Origin of the sequence: Parapedobacter pyrenivorans (assembly GCF_014636865.1) — a bacterium.
GTDB classification, from domain to species: Bacteria; Bacteroidota; Bacteroidia; order Sphingobacteriales; family Sphingobacteriaceae; genus Parapedobacter; species Parapedobacter pyrenivorans.
This window is the reverse complement of record NZ_BMER01000001.1, coordinates 618,921-636,696: the sequence shown is the minus strand read 5'-3', so window position 1 is coordinate 636,696 and position 17,776 is coordinate 618,921. Positions and strand designations below refer to the sequence as shown.

The following is a 17,776-nucleotide window of genomic DNA, read 5'->3' as shown; positions in this document are numbered from 1 at the left end:
TCAAGTCATTAATGTTGACGCATTATGAAACCGTTACCGGTATCCATTAAAACGTGACGTCAACCGGTTTTCCCGTATAGTTGACTTCTTTGATTGTTCCTGTAGGCAGCAGCTCGACTTTGAACGTCTTGGCCTTCGCTGTGCCGGATGATGCCGGGCTGATGGTCAGTTTATTGCCGGCATTATTCCATATAAACTGAGTCTGCGTGGATTCCCCTTTTTCGTAATCCAGGGTCACACCATCGTCTTCATAGAGCGTAAATGCACCATCTGCGCCATGGTATACCTTGATGGTCGTCGGGCCAGCTACCTCCTGCGTGGCATATTGACGGATGGGGTCAACCGGAATGATGGCTCCCGCACGTACGTAAATAGGCATAGTAGCCAAATCCACTGTGCGGGAAACGGTCCGTTTTCCGGTTTCTTTTTTGTTGGTCCACCAGTCGTACCACTCGCCTTCGGGCAGATAGACTTCCCGTTGGGTTGCTCCCTTTTTATAGACCGGTGCAATCAGCATATCACGGCCCCAAAGGTATTGGTCGCCCAGGCTGGTTGCTTTTTCGTCTTGCGGATAATAAAGCCACATGGCCCGCATCATGGGCAATCCCTCACTCCGGGCCTCTGCTGCCAGTGTGTAGTTATAAGGAAGTAACTGGTACCGTAGCTCATCGTACTTTTTCACGATGGGTTCCACTAGCGGGTTGTTCATTTCTGACTGGGCAATAATGCGATCCGGGTCTGTGGAAGGTTCGTTTCTCCCGTTGTCTTCCTTCGGTCCCATATCGTCCAGCCCCCATCCCCAAGGCAGGCCTAAGTGCCAGGTTCTGGTGTGTGAGCGGAAAGAGCCACAGAAAGCTGCAAATTGAAACCAGCGTGTATACATTTCTCCAGTTCGTTCGGAAGTGACATAGAACCCACCGATATCCGAACCCCAGAAAGGTCCGATACTCAACGAATAGTTGATGCCCACGGCGATTTGACCTTCAAGGGTTTTCCAGGTCGACTGTGTATCACCGGACCATACCCATCCGCCCCACTTGGCAATGCCGGGGAAACCATTGCGTTGAAGGCTCCAGGGACGGACGTTAGGCGTGGTGTATAAAGATCCCTGGTAATACAACTGATGGCGTTTTATCCGCTCAAACAGGTTGAACCAGTCGCCTTCATCAGGCCAGAATGCGGCAGTCCCCATATTCACCAGGTTTTCATGGAGGTTCCAGTAATTGAAGATGTGCGAGTTGTCAAGCACTTCATTGGGTTTCGGTGGGATGGTTCCCTGTAAGGTCGGCAATTTGTCCCGGTCAAAAGGGACCATATGCAGGACTACCTTGACGTTCCGATCCTTCATGTCATTGAAGAAATCAATGGGTTTGCGTTTGAAGACATCGGGATTTGGCTCAAAGGAAGGTTGTTTTTCGTTCCATCCCCGGGGAGCAAATCCCGTACCCAGGTAAATGACGGCATCCAATGGAATATTCCGTGTGCGGAATGTATCGACAATGCCGATCATCTGATCGTCATCCTTGAGGGTCCGATGTGATTGCATGTATCCCATTGCCCATTTGGGCGGCATGGCTGCTTTACCGGTAATCGTTGAAAAGTCTTTCATTGAAAGGGTCGGTTCGTGAGCGTCAAACACGAACAGGTCATATAAGCCGGGGACCACATCCTTTACCGGATGTCTTCCCTTGCCGTTCTGATCATGCTGATTACGCTGTGTTTGAGGTTGTTCCACGTCTGTTGGCGCTTTCCAGGGAATGAAAAACCCGTTTTGGTCGCTACTTTCCAAGTCTACCTCAACCCAGGGAGTAGCCACAAAGATACCCCATCCCTGCGTTCCCCAAAGCATCGCAACCGGATTCCGTGAGCCATAGGTATCGCTCTGCCAGCGCGGTTCCATCTTATGGTAACGCCCCCTTCTGTCGTATTCGATTGTCGCGTTTCTCCAGTCAGCGCCCCGTTCAGGCTTTGGGCCGCCTTCACCCATTCCCAATATTTGCTCGTCTCCCATGTTGAACGATAACCGTCCCTCGCTATCGAAAACCAGTTTCTGGATTTCCTGTCCGGTAGTATTCGTTACCGTTACGGTAAGGGGATCCGGGCTGACGGATACATTCAAATTGCCTATTTTTTTGGTGACTGCTCCTGAAATCTCGGTGAGGCTGATTGCCGGTTTTGGATATGCAATGTCATCAATGGCAGGGTTTTTCGGGAAATCGGCCTTAAAGCTTATGGGTTTCAACGTGATCCGGATGCTATGCTCACCGGCAGCCCGGATATCAAGCTGTGCTGGCTGTCCTTCAGCCAAGATGGGTTGTTGTGCAACCAGCGACTGCGTGCATGCCGCAAATGTGAACAATAGCGTAATGAAGGGATTCGGCTTTTTCATGTCGTATTAGCTTAGTGGTATTAATTATAACCTTCGTTTTGTTGCAGGTTACCATTGACGTCCAATTGAACCTGTGGTATGGGGAAATATACGCGATGTGCTCCATTTGGTCGATGTGCAAACCAAGATTTTGTGGTAAACACACCAAAGCGTATGAGGTCTTGCCGCCGGTGATGTTCGCCAGCAAATTCCCATCCGAGCTCATCCAGAAACCCACCGTAGGGGATGTCTGCACCGCCCTCCGTCGATGTCATGGTGCCGTTGGCATAGTTGCCATACACGTAGCGGCTGCCCGCGGTTAGCTGATTGCCCGTTACCGTTGCCTTGTCGGGGTTTGTAGTTGCGAAGGCGCGTTGCCGAATGGACGTTACGATGGAAGCGGCACCGGCGGCATCGTTCAGGCGAAGGAGACATTCTGCCTTGATCATCAACGCATCCGTATACCGAAAGAAGGGGACGTCATTACCCAATCCGGCTAAGGAGCCTTGCTTGATTTCATATTTGATGAAACGCAGCCCTTCATTTTCCTGTGAGCCGGTCAGCGCTGTCAATCTATTCGTATAATCCAATGGTTGGTTTCCCAGTATCAGCGGTTGTCCGGTAGCCGAATATTGCGGCCCGGAGAGCCACGTGTCGTCCAACCTGCTGTCATCGGAATCATAGGTATCAATAAATTTGGGGATTGCACAACTCCCTCCCCAAGGTTCTGCTTGGATGCCAAATGTTTGTCTACTGAGTGCATGCAATGTTTTCATGTGATAATTAAACTCCTTAGCATATATCTCATCGAAGGGTATGGAAAAAATCTGTTCGACGGATCCTTCATTGTCAGTGATAAACGGATCTTTGTAATTGGCTGCCAGGCTAAATTTCTTGCTGTCGATGATATCATCAACTTGGACCATTGCATTTTCCCATTTTGGCGTACCGATATATATTTCCGCGTTGAGGTATAGTTTAGCCAATACCATTTTGGCTGCCCATTTATTCATCCGGCCGTAGGTAACGGCACTCTGTTCTTCGCTTAAGCGAGGCAAGATTTCGGTCAATTCACTTTCCACGAAAGCGAACACCTCGTCTGCTGAATTTTGCTCGGGCAAGAAACCCTGTGGAACGTCAAACCGATCCACGATAGGTACATTCCGGAAATGGTCCAAGAGGATATAGTAATAGAACGCGCGCAATGCGCGTAACTCATCCAGTGCTATTTCCAGGTTCTCGAGTCCGTCTATTTGCTGTAGCTGATACATGGCGCGGTTTGCGTTGTTGATGCCCGCGAAGCACCGGCTCCATAACTGCCGGGTGTGACTTTGCGTTGCATCCCACGTATGCATATGCATGGTCCGATACACACCTCCGTCATCCCATCCCCCTCTTGGTAGCCTGATCGGTGTCACGATTACATCTGATGACTCCTCCTGTGTGTCGAAATAGCTGTGCCATCCCCAATACAGCGCCCGGAGCGAAGTATAGGCCGGGGCGACGATGTTGTTGATATCGTCTGAGGTCAGTTCTGTACTTTCCGCGATAATGGAATCGTATACCGATTCATCTAATTTCGTACATGAAAGTATGGCGGACACGACGACGGCCGCGCTCAACGTGAATGTGTTTCTCATCATTTTCTTCATGGCGATAAGGAATTAAAAGGTTACGTTCAGTCCAACAGTCAAGGTCTTATAGGTCGGGTATTTGTCCCTGGAATCGGTACCTGCTGTCAATTGATTCCGCCGTTCAATTTCAGGATCCAACCCTTTATAGTCGGTGAAGACAAATAGGTTGGTCCCTGCGGCATATATTCGCGCGGAATTCAGAAATTTAATGGTTTTTGTAGGTAGGTTATACCCGATGGTAATATTCTGTACTTTAAGGTAATCGCCGTCTTCAATGTAATGGCTTACGTAGGCCTGTGGATAATTGAGCGTTGCTTTTCCATAAACTTTATCAAAGGCGCTGTTGAGCATATTATATTGGATCGTCGGATTTTCGTAAAACATCCGTTGGAAATTGAGGATTTGAAAATCGAATTCACCTGTGATAACAACACTGAGGTCGATGTTTTTATGCCGAAAGGTATTTGTCAGGCCACCACTCATCGCGGGTATACCGTTGCCCAAATACTGTTTGTCGTCATCACTGGTTGCTTCTGATATTTTTTTCCTTGTTCCGTCAGCCGTTTCGATAACCCATTCGCCATTTTCATCGATGTCTACCGCTTTTAAACCAAAGAAGTTACCAACAGACTTTCCGACCTGCAAGCGGTGTGTGTACGTCTGGATGGGGGCTGCCGTCGCACCCGTGTTGAAATAGTCGCCAACGACCTCAAAAAGATCGTTCGAAAGGCTATTCAGTTGGTTTTTATTGCGTGAAAAGGTGAATGAGGCACTCCATTCAAAATTAGCTTTCTTTACGGGCGTGGCATTTAACAGCACTTCTATCCCTTGGTTTTGCATTTCACCCACATTCGCTTTGATTCGATTGTAGAGGTAAGGGGGTACGGGTACGGTATAATCCCAGAGCATGTCCTTGGTCAGCTTATTGTAAGCGTCGATGCTGCCACTCAGCCGATTTGCAAAAAGGGAGAAATCCAACCCGATATTCACTTCATTGCTCTTTTCCCAGCGTAAGTCAGGGTTGGGGTTGCTAACGGGTACAAGGCCTTGTATCCATTGATTGTTGGTATAGAAATTCCCTTCATAGGTCAGTAAGGTTTGCGAAAGATAGGAGTCATTCGGAATCACGCCAGTAACCCCGTAACCCCCTCTCAATTTCAGGTTGGTTAAAAATCCGATATCCTGCATAAATTGCTCATTGCTGATGGTCCAACCCAACGATAAAGACGGGAATGTCCCCCATTTGTTGTTCACGCCAAATTTTGAGGATCCCTCGCGCCTTACGCTGGCGAGGATATTGTATCGGTTATCAAAGCCGTAGCTTACCCGGCCAAAAAAGCCAATAAGCCGATCATCGTCCTTATTACTGCCCATTGTGGCCCGCCCTTCCAAGAGGGCTGCCCCGGTCGTCATATTGTGATACGAGTACTTGTCCGTCGGGAAGTCCGAATTGGTGTAAAAGCCTCCTGAATTGACATGGTATTGGTAACTGTAGCCTGCCAACGCATTCAGTCTATGCCTGTCCATCGTTTTCGAATAGGTGGAAGTCATTTCCAAATAGTCCGTCGTGCTTTTGCCGTCGCCCCTAGAGGCATAGCCGTTAAGCCCGTTTTTCGTGTTGGACGCATGTTGTTTAGTCTCGGAATACCCTTCCAGCCGAGTACGCCTATCCGTAGCCAGCATCAGCTTTGCATCCCAGCCGTCGAGGATTGAAACCGTGGCATTAGCGGTTACGCGGGTCCAGTCATTGGTTATGATCCCATCGGTTTCCTGAATCATTGCTACCGGATTGGTGGATTCGCGTAGGGAAGTCTCATACCATTTTCCCTGATCATCAATCACCCTTTCCGTTGGGTTCCTAATCAGGGCCTGGCGGTATATTTCTTGATTGAACGGTTCACCGTCACCAAGGGCACTGCCTGTCCGCGACCCCCTAAGTATGTTGGCATTCAGTTTTAACCGGTTGTCAAACATACTGTGGTTGACGTCAAACGATAATCGCAACTCGTTGTTGTACGACCGTACAAATACACCGTCGTTTCCCAGGTAGTTGAAGTTACCAACGTAGTTAGACCGCGAGTTTCCACCTTTGATATTGAGATTGTGGTTTTGGATGAATCCCTTTCGGGTGATTTCGCTTAGCCAATCCGTGGTATGCCCTTCGTCGTATGACTCCGGAAGAAGCCCTTGTTGAATCAGCCCCCGCAGTTGACCGGCATCTACGAAGTCTGCCCTTTTGTAGAAGTCAGTTTGCGAAAAATATGTGCTGTAATCGAGCGTTGTCGGAATGTCGCGATCCACTTGCTTGGTCGTGATTAAAATGACACCGTTTGCGCCACGGGTTCCGTAGATGGCTGCCGCGGAGGCATCTTTCAACACATCGATAGACTCGATTTCCTGTGGCGCAACGGTATTGAATTCGCCCGGAATCCCATTAATCAAAACCAGGGGTGCCGTGTTTCCCTGTAACGACGAAATACCTCTGAGGTTGATGTTTGGCGTAGCAGCGGGATCACCCGAACCGTTGGTTATATTCAGGCCAGCCACTTTCCCACGGATAAGCTCGGAGGCATCGCGCATAGCACCTTTGGTAAAATCCGCCTCCTTCAGACTGGCAATTGCGCTGGTTACATCACCTTTCCGCTGGGTGCCATACCCGATAACGACAACTTCTCCCAATTCGGAAACATCTGTCGCGAGTGCAATGTTAATGGTAGACTGCGTGCCAACAGCGACCGTCTGGGTAACATAACCCAAAAAAGCAACGGTTAGCGTATCGCCCGGTTGCATCGCGATGGAATAATTGCCGTTGACATCGGTCGAAGTACTTCCGTTGGCGAGTTGGGCTTTTACAGTGACGCCGGCAAGCGATTCACCGGAATCAGCGTCGGTAATTTTACCCCTGATTTCCCGCTGTGCCTGCGCCATGCCGGATAATGGGTACATGCAAATCAAATAAGCGATGCAAAACCATTGGAATGAATTGAAGCTTTTCATATCGTTGGAGGTTAGTTATTTTTCACTTGTCCGTTTCGACGTATCGATGCAATTCCTCATTTTTTTTCAGTGGTCCCATAAAAAAGAGCATGATAAGCAAACCAATGAGCCCTGCGATACCGAATCCGATAAACAGGATATCATAGGCGGTAGTATAGCTGTAAACCGCAGAATACGTCTTCACGGTGACACCCGACAACGCTTGGAAAAGCGCTCCACCGAGTCCCGTACCGACGCAAGCCAGCCCCCAAACCGATGCAGTAGCGCTCTTGGGCACCACATCTGCGGGAAATGCGAGTGAATTTGCCGTATAGGCCGTATACCCGAAGCCCGAAACGCCAAACAAGATCAAAGCGGACATCGGGGAAACGACGATGAACGGCGCAAGCAAAAGCGGCAGGCACATCAGCGCGCCGGCTATACCCACTGCAATTTTCCGAGCCTTGGGGATTGGCACCCTTTTTTTGATGATAAATTGGGTAAAATAACCGCCGATGAGATTACCCACATCTGCAATGAGAAAGGGGATAACGGCATACCACCCGATTTTTGCCATATCCCATCCATGCACGTCTGCGAGGTAGCGACCGATCCAGAATGTCACGAAATACCAGATGGGATCCATGAAAAATTTAGAGAGCGTAAACATGCGCAGGAACCGCGTTTTGAATAGCTTCATGGGGGGGATAATCCTCGCCCGCGCTTCTTTGGTCGCACGTTCGGGCGTATAATAGGTAAACCAAAATGCGGCAAGCCACAGGTAACCCGTAATACCCAGAATGATGAAGGTCGATTGCCAACCATAATTGATGCCTAGGAACGCTACTAAAGGCGGGGCGATGATAGCCCCCAGCGCCGAACCGCTGTTGAAGATGCCGGAAGCGGTTGACCGTTCATGCGGCGGAAACCATTCGCTGATCAATTTGATGGCCGCCGGCCAATTTCCCGCTTCACCCAATCCCAGAAAAAAGCGGACCAAGCCAAATTGGAAGGGTGTAATAGCAAAGGCATGTACCAACGCCGCGGTTGTCCAAAATGCCATACAGAGTGCATAGCCCAATCGCGTGCCCAACTTGTCGATAGCAAGGCCGGAGAAGGCATTCGATAACATGTAGGCGATAAAGAATGCGGTACCGATATAGCCGAATGCATCGTCCGGAATCAGTTCACGTAGTTCACCGTCGGCACTCAAATAGTTAAAAGAAAGCCGGTGTACATAGTTCAATACCGTGGCGAGAAAAGCCAGAATGACCATCACCCAGCGTATTTTCAATGGCTTTTCATCGCCTAAGGTATCGTGATTTATCTTCATAATTTGGTCTTCAATGGGCCACAAAATGTGAACCGTCTTTGAATGGTTACAATTCAGCCAAGGATAACGCCTGTCATCGAGGCTTCATGAAACAAAGTGTATTTTTCAAAAACACGTTGTATTTATATTAAACAAAGTTGAATAAAATTACCGAATAATTCAAGCCATATTTTGTCAACAATCAACCGTATTTTGATTGAACGGGTCACCATGTCAAGCGCAGCAAGGTCACCCCTTGTTGCGGCAGTGAGAAGGTCACGGATGACTTTCCGTTCTCCGTGGAAATCCATTGGGGTGACTCCAGCAGTTGAAGCTGTCCGGCTTTCTCCAACTCGCGGATCTGCACTTCACTAGGTGACTGTGGAGATCCCATTTTTTTCCGGACTTCGTAGGAATTACTATGTTCCTGATCAATCCGGTAATGTTGGAGGTAGACTTTTTCAGCGGGGATGCCAGCGATATTTACAACCACTGGGGCTGCTTGCCCGATGACGTTGTCATCGTGATAATTCCAAACCATGACGGCCGCACTCCGGTCATCCTTGGATGCCAGAGCGTTGATGTCTCGCTCAGCGCCTCGCACGCTGTTTTCCAATATCTTTTTGAAGTCATAGTTAAATTGACCAGAGACATTGACGCGGTTTCCGGTCATCATGCCAAACATCCGGAATACGTTTAATACTGGCTTGTCGACTCCATTGGTGGCCAGATCCCGGAAACCGGCAAACCACGGCTGGTCTTCAAATTCGAAAGACCAACTAACAGCACCGATCAAATCTGTGTTGTGATGGTCAGCGATATCCAATTTGCGAGCAAAGGATGCGGCGGTATAGCTGGAATACATCATGCCATTCCGATACGCATTATGCGGGTAGATGGCCTCGGAGCATGCTGCGCAACCTTCTGGATCCGATTCACCGATGACGACTGGCAGGTGCTTGAATTGCGGGTAAGAACGCTAATGCTATAAGACAGGTTCGTTTGGCATGATGGCGAGTGTCTGTTGTTTGGGTTGCAAGGGGATTACATATTGTCCCTGTTCATTTTCCTTGTATCCGTTCAATGCATAGTGGCTGCCGGTTTGGGCAGTCTGTTCCAGCCGCAGGTAAGCGGAGGGAACATGGGTAGCTGCCTTGGCTAAGGTAATGCGCACTTCGGCTGTCTTTTCGTTATACGCAACTTCATCAATAAGTCCGGCATCCATCGTGATCCAAAGGCCAATAGGCGCAATGAAAACCCGTGATTGTGCGGCGGTGGTCACCTTGGTCGTTACCCAATTACCGCGCTGTTTCAATATACCGCTAAAAGCCAACCAACCGAATTCGGGGTGTTTGACCATGTATGTGCCGGAATTGACGGCATAGCCGTAAAATCCGCAGCCGTAGTCGCCTGCGTAGCCATCGATGGCGAGTGTCGAAGGATAGGAATGGAAAGCGGCCGGGCCAAAACCATCTTGGGTAATGTTGGCTAAGGCACCCAATGCACCCGCGTGACCTACCCGTAGCAGGTGGAAATCGTCGGGATTGTCGCGGTATTGGGTAAGTACAGGTATTGCATTGAGCGCTGATCCGTAATGGTGTAGCTGTCGTTCGATGCGGGAAAGTTTGCCGCCATACACGAAATCCCAGTATCGGCGAGCGCTGCCATTATACCCCCAATGGGGTACGGTAGGCATATATGCCAGTATCGCGTTGAGCGTCACCATCGCTTTCTCATCAAAACCGAAATATCGTGACCACAGGTATACTTCTTCCTGCCCGGTGGAGTCCCAGGGCATTTCGCTGCCGAAGGGGTAGGCCAGTGTGTGCCAGTGCTCGGCCCGTGTCCGCATGGCTGCTTCCAATTGATTGGCCATATCCGTATAACCTTCGGTTTTTAGGTCATTGAGCACCAATAAGAAAATAGATCCTTCCATTTGGCCAAATTGGGCATAGTGTGGTGCATGTTTCACCATAGCCATCGCCGTGTGGTATGCGCGTTCAAGGGAGGTCTGCCAAGGTGTTTCGGTGACTAGCCCCGTGTAATTTCGGGCTAATCGATACATCATCCAATGCGCTGCGGTCACATGTGGATAATTGTAAGACCGGCCGGGGCTATTCGCTTCCTTTTTCTTCCATGCCGCCCAACCGCGGTAGTTGATTGTGTCACTATACGTGCCAGCCGGCATCGAATCTGGCTCGTAATAGAACAAGCTTTTTTTAACCGCATATTTTAATTCGCCATCCGCATATTGGATGCCACCCCACAGTGTCTCGTTGACGAAGCGCTGTAATTTGTCTACTTCTTCCTTGTCTGGGCGTAGCACCTGTTTCATGATGGCAGCCAACCAACTGCCCGCGCCTGCTTCGTCGCTCAATCCGGCAAACCAAGCACGTGATTCTTGTGTAAGCTGCTTCTTGGTTTCGTAATCGTAGTTGATAACCGACGGAGAACGGCCGAAAAGATCGTTGTTGTCTTCATACCATTGCTGGGTAGTAAGAAAGTGACCGAGGTCGGCGACGGCGTCTTTTTCCGGTTTGATGACTTTGTAATTGATGGTCTGTCTCAGACCATCGGTATAGGTAATCGTCAGCCTGGCCCGACCCCATTGTTTTCCTTCGATTTCATATGTCTTCCGACCGTTTTTCGTTTGGTCGCTCTTTTTAATGCCAAGTGCATCGGCAGGATACGACTCCACAGATTTTACGTCGTTGGGATATTGCAGGAAAAGCTTAGCCGGCACGTCCTGGGGTACCACATAGCCCGGAATCCCGATGGCAACAGGGCGCTTTTGTTCCGCAAGCGTTTCCTCAATCTGCCGGATACTGGGTGCCAAGACAAAGCGCAGTGCAACCGATTTTGTTTCGCCGGGCTGTAGGATGGACGAAGTAGGTGCGTTCCATTGCGCCGCATCCTTCCATCCCGTTTCTGCATGCGCCTTGCTGTGGATCATCCATTCGTGAAAGCCTTCGAAGACGATGCTGCGTGGAGTGGGGTCATCATTTAAAGGACTGTAGGCTTCGAAAGGCGCATTTTCATGCGGAAGGACCAGTAGCACAGGACCTTCACCATGGAGCCGGTTTACTTGTAGGTAACCCGCATCCTGCCCGATATAGGGGTCAAAAAAGACGTTGTCGGCGTGGGCCTCATCCAGGCTTTTGTCCTGTAGGATATTGTTGAATATCATAGGGATGCCCAATGAGCCGATTTCAAGGGCATTTGCTGTTTTATTCGTCAGTTCGAAACGAAGTACCAAATTACCATTCACCGATTGCCAGAAGCGTTTTACCGAAAGGGGGGCATCCGCAGGTAACGTTGGTCCGAGGTCTGCTCCCACTAAATTCTGGCCTACGGCTACTAGCGGGATTACCGGCGCACGCTTGGAGGCGGTGGAATACGATTGCCAAGCGGCTTGCTCGCCCGTTCTTATTCGGAAATTGATATCACCGAGGTGATACAGGCCGTCTTTTGCCCGCGCTTCCAGTCGTTCGTCCGGTGTATAGTCAAACGCCGTGTCTGCCAATGGGACCAGGCCGGCCACGGTTTGCGACGACTTCACAAGCTGGAGTTCGAAAGGAGCAACGGTAAACACAGTGATACCGTGTTCCAACCCTAGTGTGGATGGGCGCTGGGCAATGCGCTCCCATGGTGATTGGGCAAATCCGGTGTATGCAAATAAGGTAATCAGTGCAGCAGAGAGACTAGCCATTTGGTGAAGTGATCGGGGAAGTAGGAGAGCTGGTATACGCATGGTATGGTTATTTTTGATTAACAAATGTAAATAAGACGTTTTTAAGTCGATGGCCAAATTTTAGCTGATTTTACTTGGATATTGATGCGCACTAATACGGTTCCCGAAATTTTCTAAGTGACCGTTTTATATTTCAATTTTCCTGTTACCTTTGCTAAGTTAACATTTTTGATTAAACCTGGTTTAGCATGGAGAACAACAAAATAAGCATGTCGATAGCGGTGATTTTGGCAATTGCCGGAGTATCGGCTTGTAACGCACCCCAAGAACAATCATCCGATGCCAACGCTTCGTCGGTCTTAACCGTAGTGCCTGCTGATTTCGAGGCAGACATTAATGGGGATTCGGTGAAACTATATACACTGACGAACGGTACGGCGATAGCCGCTATCTCCAATTACGGGGCCCGCGTAATCAGTTTGCATGTGCCGGACAAAAACGGAAACCTGGTGGATGTCGTACTTGGCTACAAAGACCTGGCGGCGTACCGGCAACCCGGAGAAGGTTTTTATGGCGCTGTCGTGGGCCGTTACGGCAACCGTATTGCCAAGGGTCAATTTGAATTGGAAGGCCAACAATACCAATTGGAGCTGAACGACGGGCCGAATACATTGCATGGGGGTACAAACGGTTTCTTTGGAAAAGTCTGGGAAGTGCAGCACGTGACGGATAGCAGCTTAGCGTTGCAATACGTGTCACCGGATGGTGATGCGGGTTATCCGGGAAAGCTGGAGGCAACGGTGAAGTATACGCTTACGTCGGATAACGGATTGGATATTACCTATCGTGCCACCACGGATAAAGCAACGGTGGTAAACCTGACCAATCATGCGTATTTCAACCTCAGCGGGGAGGGAGACAGCACGATACTAGACCATCTATTGACCATTCGCGCAGATGGCTATACGCCTGTAGACGAGACCCTGATCCCTACGGGTGAAATTGCACAGGTTGAAAACACGCCGTTTGACTTTCGCCAGCCCACCGCTATTGGTGCGCGTATCGACACCGCAGATGCACAGCTGTTGCTCGGAAAGGGATACGATCACAATTTCGTGCTGAAAAAAGATGCTGGTTTGCAACTCGTGGCCACCGTGGAAAGCCCGAAAACGGGTATCGTGATGGATATCCTCACCGAAGAACCGGGCCTGCAGTTTTACAGCGGTAACTTCATGGACAATGTGCAGCACGCAAAGGGCGGCAAGACCTATAATTATCGTTCGGCATTTTGTTTGGAGACCCAGCATTTCCCGGATGCGCCAAATCAGCCGGAATTTCCTTCTACCATATTGGATCCCGGCAGTGAATATAAGACACGGACGGTGTACCGATTTAGGTAGCTGGAAGCTGTAAACCGCTTATTTTTTCAGCAATTCATTCGTCACGTACGCATAGCTTTTTGCAATGCTTTCAAACGGATCAATGGTGATAAAATCCTGTTCCACGAAAGCATATTGCAATCCCGCTGTGCTAGCCTCCATCATGATTTTCTTGAAGTCGATACTACCGGATCCTACTTCGGAATACGTGATCGCCTCGGTGATTTCCATGACGGGTTTGTCGTCGTAGTCGGTACCCGTGACAGTGGCGGTGTTTCCTTTATCCATGTCTTTGATATGCCAGAGCGGGAAACGGCTTGGGTGCTTTTCGAAGTACAGGGAACTGTCTGTTCCTGATTTTTCACTCCAGAACAGATCCAGTTCAAATGCCACGAGGTGTTTATCTGTGTTTTCGATAAGGATATCCAAACCGATGCTGCCATCAGCTAATGTACGGAACTCCCAAAAATGGTTGTGATAGCCGATCGTTAGCCCAGCCTTAGCAGCCAACTCACCACCCTTGTTGAGTTGTTCGGCCATGAAACGATAGTCGTCTGCAGTAAGTTTATCGATAAGTAATAATGGTGGGATGGGCGCAATGAGGTAACGTTGCCCCAACTCAGCGGCCGTATCGATGTAGGCTTTCAACAGTTCCTCGCTGCCATTCCCACGCGTTAGGAACTCGTCGAGCAAGTAATGTCCACTATAACTTTTCAGGCCATTTTGGCGTAATTGATTGCGCAATGCCCCCGTTTCCCATCCCCAAAAACTCATTTTCCCCGCTTCGTTGCCTGCTGCGCCGAAAGTCTCCACATGGTCATATCCGATTTCTGCCACTCGCGTGAGCGTCGCGGCCACGTCATCAGCCAACTGGTCTCGCAAGGTGAAAAGCTGGAGACCGATTTCTTTTAATACCGAGGTGGATGTCGTCTGCCGAGTGCATGAAAACAACGATGGTGCAAAACAAGCTGCTGCCACGCTGGCTGCCGCTTGCTTCAAAAACGCTCGCCGATTGGTACTCATAATCCGGTTATTTTAGATAGCTAATGTAAGTGTTAACGGCTTAAAAACCAAATCAGTTAACCACTAAAGTATACATAAGCCGCTATAATCAACACAACGATACCAATGGATGAAATAACATCCCATTGGTTCCAACTCGCGCGGGTTTCTCGTCGATGTTCGTCGGTTATGGTGCCGAAGGTTAACCCTGCGATTTTTTCGTATGAAGGTGCAGCGGTGGCGTAGCTCACGACAAACATCACGGCTAAGCTGATCAAGAAAATGATCAAGCTGTAATATTGGAAGAATATGTTGTTCAAAATCCAGAAAAACGAACCTTCGGCGTAGGCAAAGCCATCCGATAACTTCACGGGTGTGTCAATGACCAGCCGCAGCAGCCCGAGGAAAAATCCCGTATAGAGCGCCGCCAAGCATCCTTGGGCGTTTAACCGCTTATGAAAGATGCCCGCAAAAAAGACGACCGCAATCGGTGGTGCCAGATAGGCTTGCACGCCTTGTAAGTAGTCATACAGCCCTTTTCCGCCACGTATGACTGGAATCCAGAGTAAGCCAATCACAATCATGACCACGGTAGCAGTACGGCCTACCCATACTAATTTTTCTTGGGGCACGTTGGGCCGGAGCTTCGAATAGAAATCAATGGTAAATAAGGTAGAAGAAGCATTGAAAGCGCCCGCGAGCGAACTCATCAATGCAGCCAGGAGACCAGCTACGACAATACCGCGGATACCTACCGGGAGGACATGTGCGACCATCAAGGGGAATGCTTGCTGGGCTTGGTCACGGATGATTTTGCCATCTGCACCGATGAGTTGTTCGGTCAGTACTGGCAGCTTGCCGCTCGCAGCCAGCCCATAGCAAATGATTCCCGGAATTATGAAGATGAATACAGGGAAAAGCTTAAAGAATGCTGCGGCAATAGAACCTCTTCGGGCTTCGGTTTCGTTTGGTGCGCCGAGTACCCGCTGTACAATGTATTGGTCTGTCGTCCAATACCACAGTCCGATAATGGGTGCACAGAATAACATGCCGATCCATGGATAATTATCATTGAAGTACCAGGCCATCTTGTCGGTTTCTTTTACCGGACTCCATGTGCCTTCGATGCCATCTGGAACCAGCGGCTTCCATAGGTTAAACATTTCGTCACCTACCGTTTCCCGCAACGCTGACCATCCCCCCATGGCCTGTAGTCCGAGGATAGTAACCAATGCAGAGCCGATGATGAGTACTACCGTTTGAAATGCTTCGGTATAGGCGACCGCTTTCATTCCACCAACGACGGTATACAGCCCCGTGAGGATAATAATCAGCACGGATCCTACCCAAAAGCTATCGAATCCCAGAAAACTGACCTCAGGGAGTAAGCCGGTAAAAACCATTCCGCCAGCATATACACCTACTGCGAGTTTGGTCAGTACATAAGCCACCAAGGAAATAGCTGAGAGGACCGTCCTTGCACGCGGAGAAAATCGTCGTTCTAAAAACTCAGGCATGGTAAACACTTTCGAACGCATATAGAACGGGACAAGCACCCAAGCCAATATCAGCAAGCACCAAGCATGGAGTTCGTAATGTGCCATGGCTACACCATCGGTTGCCCCGGAGCCCGCTAGGCCAACTAGGTGTTCAGAACCAATGTTGGATGCAAAGATGGATGCGCCGATGACAAACCATCCAAGACTTTTGCCCGCAAGGAAATAGTCCTGCGCCGAATCGTTCTTCTTACGCATCGACCAAACGGCGATGCCTACCACCAGCAGAAAGTAAAGGCCTATGATGACCCAATCGAGTGTTTCAAGGAGTTGCATAACGGTTTATAATTTAATTGAGGTTAGTATTTGCCAGCAAAGTATCGTTCGCTCCAGTCGATTTCTTTCAAGAAATCAGTAAGGTGAGTATTTTTTCCGATATGGAGTAATTCGATACCGGCGATTGTAGCGAAATCCTGGAAATGTTGAATGGTGAGGTTTTGGCTGTAGACGGTATGGTGTGCTCCGCCCGCATAAATCCATGCCGAACAACCTGTCTTGAGGTCAGGTAACGGAGTCCAAAGTACGCGAGCCACGGGAAGTTTGGGTAATTGATGTTGGGGTTCGTGTGCTTTCACGTTGTTGACGACCAAGCGGAAACGATCGCCCATATCGACAAGGCTCGCATTGAGTGCAAAGCCTCCGGGAGCATCGAAGACTAGCCGTGCTGGGTCATCTTTGCCGCCTATTCCCAGCGGGTGCACTTCTAAGTTCGGTTTCCCGCTCGCTAGCGAAGGGTCAACCTCCAGCATATGCGCGCCAAGAACCAATGCATTTGCTGGATCCAAATGATACGTGTAGTCTTCCATGAAGGCATTTCCACCCGGTATGCCTGCAGCCATTACCTTGGCAGCACGCACCAGGACAGCGGTTTTCCAATCGCCTTCACCCGCATAGCCGAAGCCCGATTGCATAAGCCGCTGGGTAGCGATGCCCGGTAATTGTTTGAGGCCATGCAGGTCTTCAAAGGTGTTGGAAAAGCCCTTAAATCCACCATCTACAAGAAACTTACGAAGCCCGATTTCGATTTGGGCAGCATCACGTAGGTGCAGACGCTGAGCCCCATCATGTCGTACATTTGGCGCCAGCGTATAAGCCTGCTCGTATTCGTCGATGAGGGAATCGATTTGTGCGGAAGTGACGCCGTTGACCACCGCAACCAAATCGCCAACCGCATAGGTATTGACCGAAAAACCGAACTTAGCCTCCGCGTCTACTTTATCACCATCCGTAACGGCAACATTGCGCATGTTATCCCCGAAACGAGCAAACTGTGCGCCCTGCCAGTCGTGCCAAGCTGCTGCTGCACGGCTCCAGATATTGATCTGATCAATGACGTCCGTATCTTTCCAATGCCCCGTGACCACCTTACGGTTGATACGTAGTTTGGAAACGATATGGCCAAATTCACGGTCGCCATGGGCACTTTGGTTGAGGTTCATGAAGTCCATATCGATGGTATCCCACGGGATATCCCGATTATACTGCGTATGGAGGTGCAGCAAGGGTTTATGCAAGATGTTCAGCCCCCTGATCCACATTTTTGCCGGCGAGAAGGTGTGCATCCAGGTAATAAGCCCGATGCAATGTGTTGAATGATTGGCTTCTGCAATGGTTGCGTAGATTTCGTCCGACGTCGTGACGATGGGTTTGAAGACCACGCGTACGGCAATCTGGTCGGATTGGTCAAGGTGTCTGACAATTTCTTCGGCATGAGCTGCGGCTTGTCTGAGTGTCTCTGCGCCGTAAAGGTGTTGGCTTCCCGTAAGAAACCATACTTCTAAATTTCTAATGTCTATCATGTGGTTTGCTATTCGCTTATCTATTATTTGCTGATTCGTTTATCCGTTTTTTGCTGTTC

At 49.5% G+C, this 17,776-nt stretch carries 9 protein-coding genes and 1 pseudogene; 1 reads left to right on the top strand and 9 read right to left on the bottom strand.

Annotated features, from left to right (window positions below):
- Positions 1–46: 46 nt before the first annotated feature.
- From IEV98_RS02415 to IEV98_RS02390, 6 genes and pseudogenes are all read right to left on the bottom strand, one after another.
- A complete protein-coding gene (locus IEV98_RS02415; RefSeq protein WP_188504330.1) occupies positions 47–2,389 on the bottom strand; it encodes a glycoside hydrolase family 31 protein in 2,343 nt (780 codons plus the stop codon).
- A gap of 20 nt (positions 2,390–2,409) precedes the next feature.
- On the bottom strand, positions 2,410–4,020 hold the full coding sequence (locus IEV98_RS02410; protein WP_229738532.1) for a RagB/SusD family nutrient uptake outer membrane protein: 1,611 nt from the start codon (positions 4,018–4,020) through the stop codon (positions 2,410–2,412).
- A 12-nt stretch (positions 4,021–4,032) separates the two neighbouring features.
- Positions 4,033–6,999, bottom strand: coding sequence for a SusC/RagA family TonB-linked outer membrane protein (locus IEV98_RS02405; RefSeq protein WP_188504329.1), 2,967 nt, complete (start codon positions 6,997–6,999; stop codon positions 4,033–4,035).
- Positions 7,000–7,021: 22 nt separating this feature from the next.
- Positions 7,022–8,311 carry an MFS transporter gene (locus IEV98_RS02400; protein ID WP_188504328.1) on the bottom strand — a complete coding sequence of 430 codons (1,290 nt, stop codon included), beginning with the start codon at positions 8,309–8,311 and terminating at the stop codon, positions 7,022–7,024.
- 205 nt (positions 8,312–8,516) lie between these two features.
- A pseudogene (locus tag IEV98_RS02395) lies at positions 8,517–9,251 on the bottom strand (GH39 family glycosyl hydrolase); the annotation flags it as partial.
- Positions 9,252–9,275: 24 nt separating this feature from the next.
- Entirely contained in the window at positions 9,276–12,041 is a 2,766-nt protein-coding gene (locus IEV98_RS02390; RefSeq protein ID WP_229738531.1) for a DUF5695 domain-containing protein, read from the bottom strand.
- Positions 12,042–12,229: 188 nt separating this feature from the next.
- Between IEV98_RS02390 and IEV98_RS02385 the strand changes: the two genes are divergently transcribed.
- Positions 12,230–13,381 carry an aldose epimerase family protein gene (locus IEV98_RS02385; protein ID WP_229738530.1) on the top strand — a complete coding sequence of 384 codons (1,152 nt, stop codon included), beginning with the start codon at positions 12,230–12,232 and terminating at the stop codon, positions 13,379–13,381.
- Between the two features lie 18 nt (positions 13,382–13,399).
- Here IEV98_RS02385 and IEV98_RS02380 read toward each other — a convergent pair whose 3' ends face one another.
- Genes IEV98_RS02380 through araA form a run of 3 tightly spaced genes read right to left on the bottom strand, consistent with a single transcriptional unit; the run spans position 13,400 to position 17,717 of the window.
- Complete coding sequence (locus IEV98_RS02380) at positions 13,400–14,383, bottom strand: sugar phosphate isomerase/epimerase family protein (RefSeq protein ID WP_188504327.1); 984 nt, start codon at positions 14,381–14,383, stop codon at positions 13,400–13,402.
- A gap of 56 nt (positions 14,384–14,439) precedes the next feature.
- Positions 14,440–16,194, bottom strand: coding sequence for a sodium:solute symporter (locus IEV98_RS02375; RefSeq protein WP_188504326.1), 1,755 nt, complete (start codon positions 16,192–16,194; stop codon positions 14,440–14,442).
- Positions 16,195–16,217: 23 nt separating this feature from the next.
- Positions 16,218–17,717, bottom strand: coding sequence for an L-arabinose isomerase (gene araA, locus IEV98_RS02370; protein ID WP_188504325.1), 1,500 nt, complete (start codon positions 17,715–17,717; stop codon positions 16,218–16,220).
- Positions 17,718–17,776: the final 59 nt, after the last annotated feature.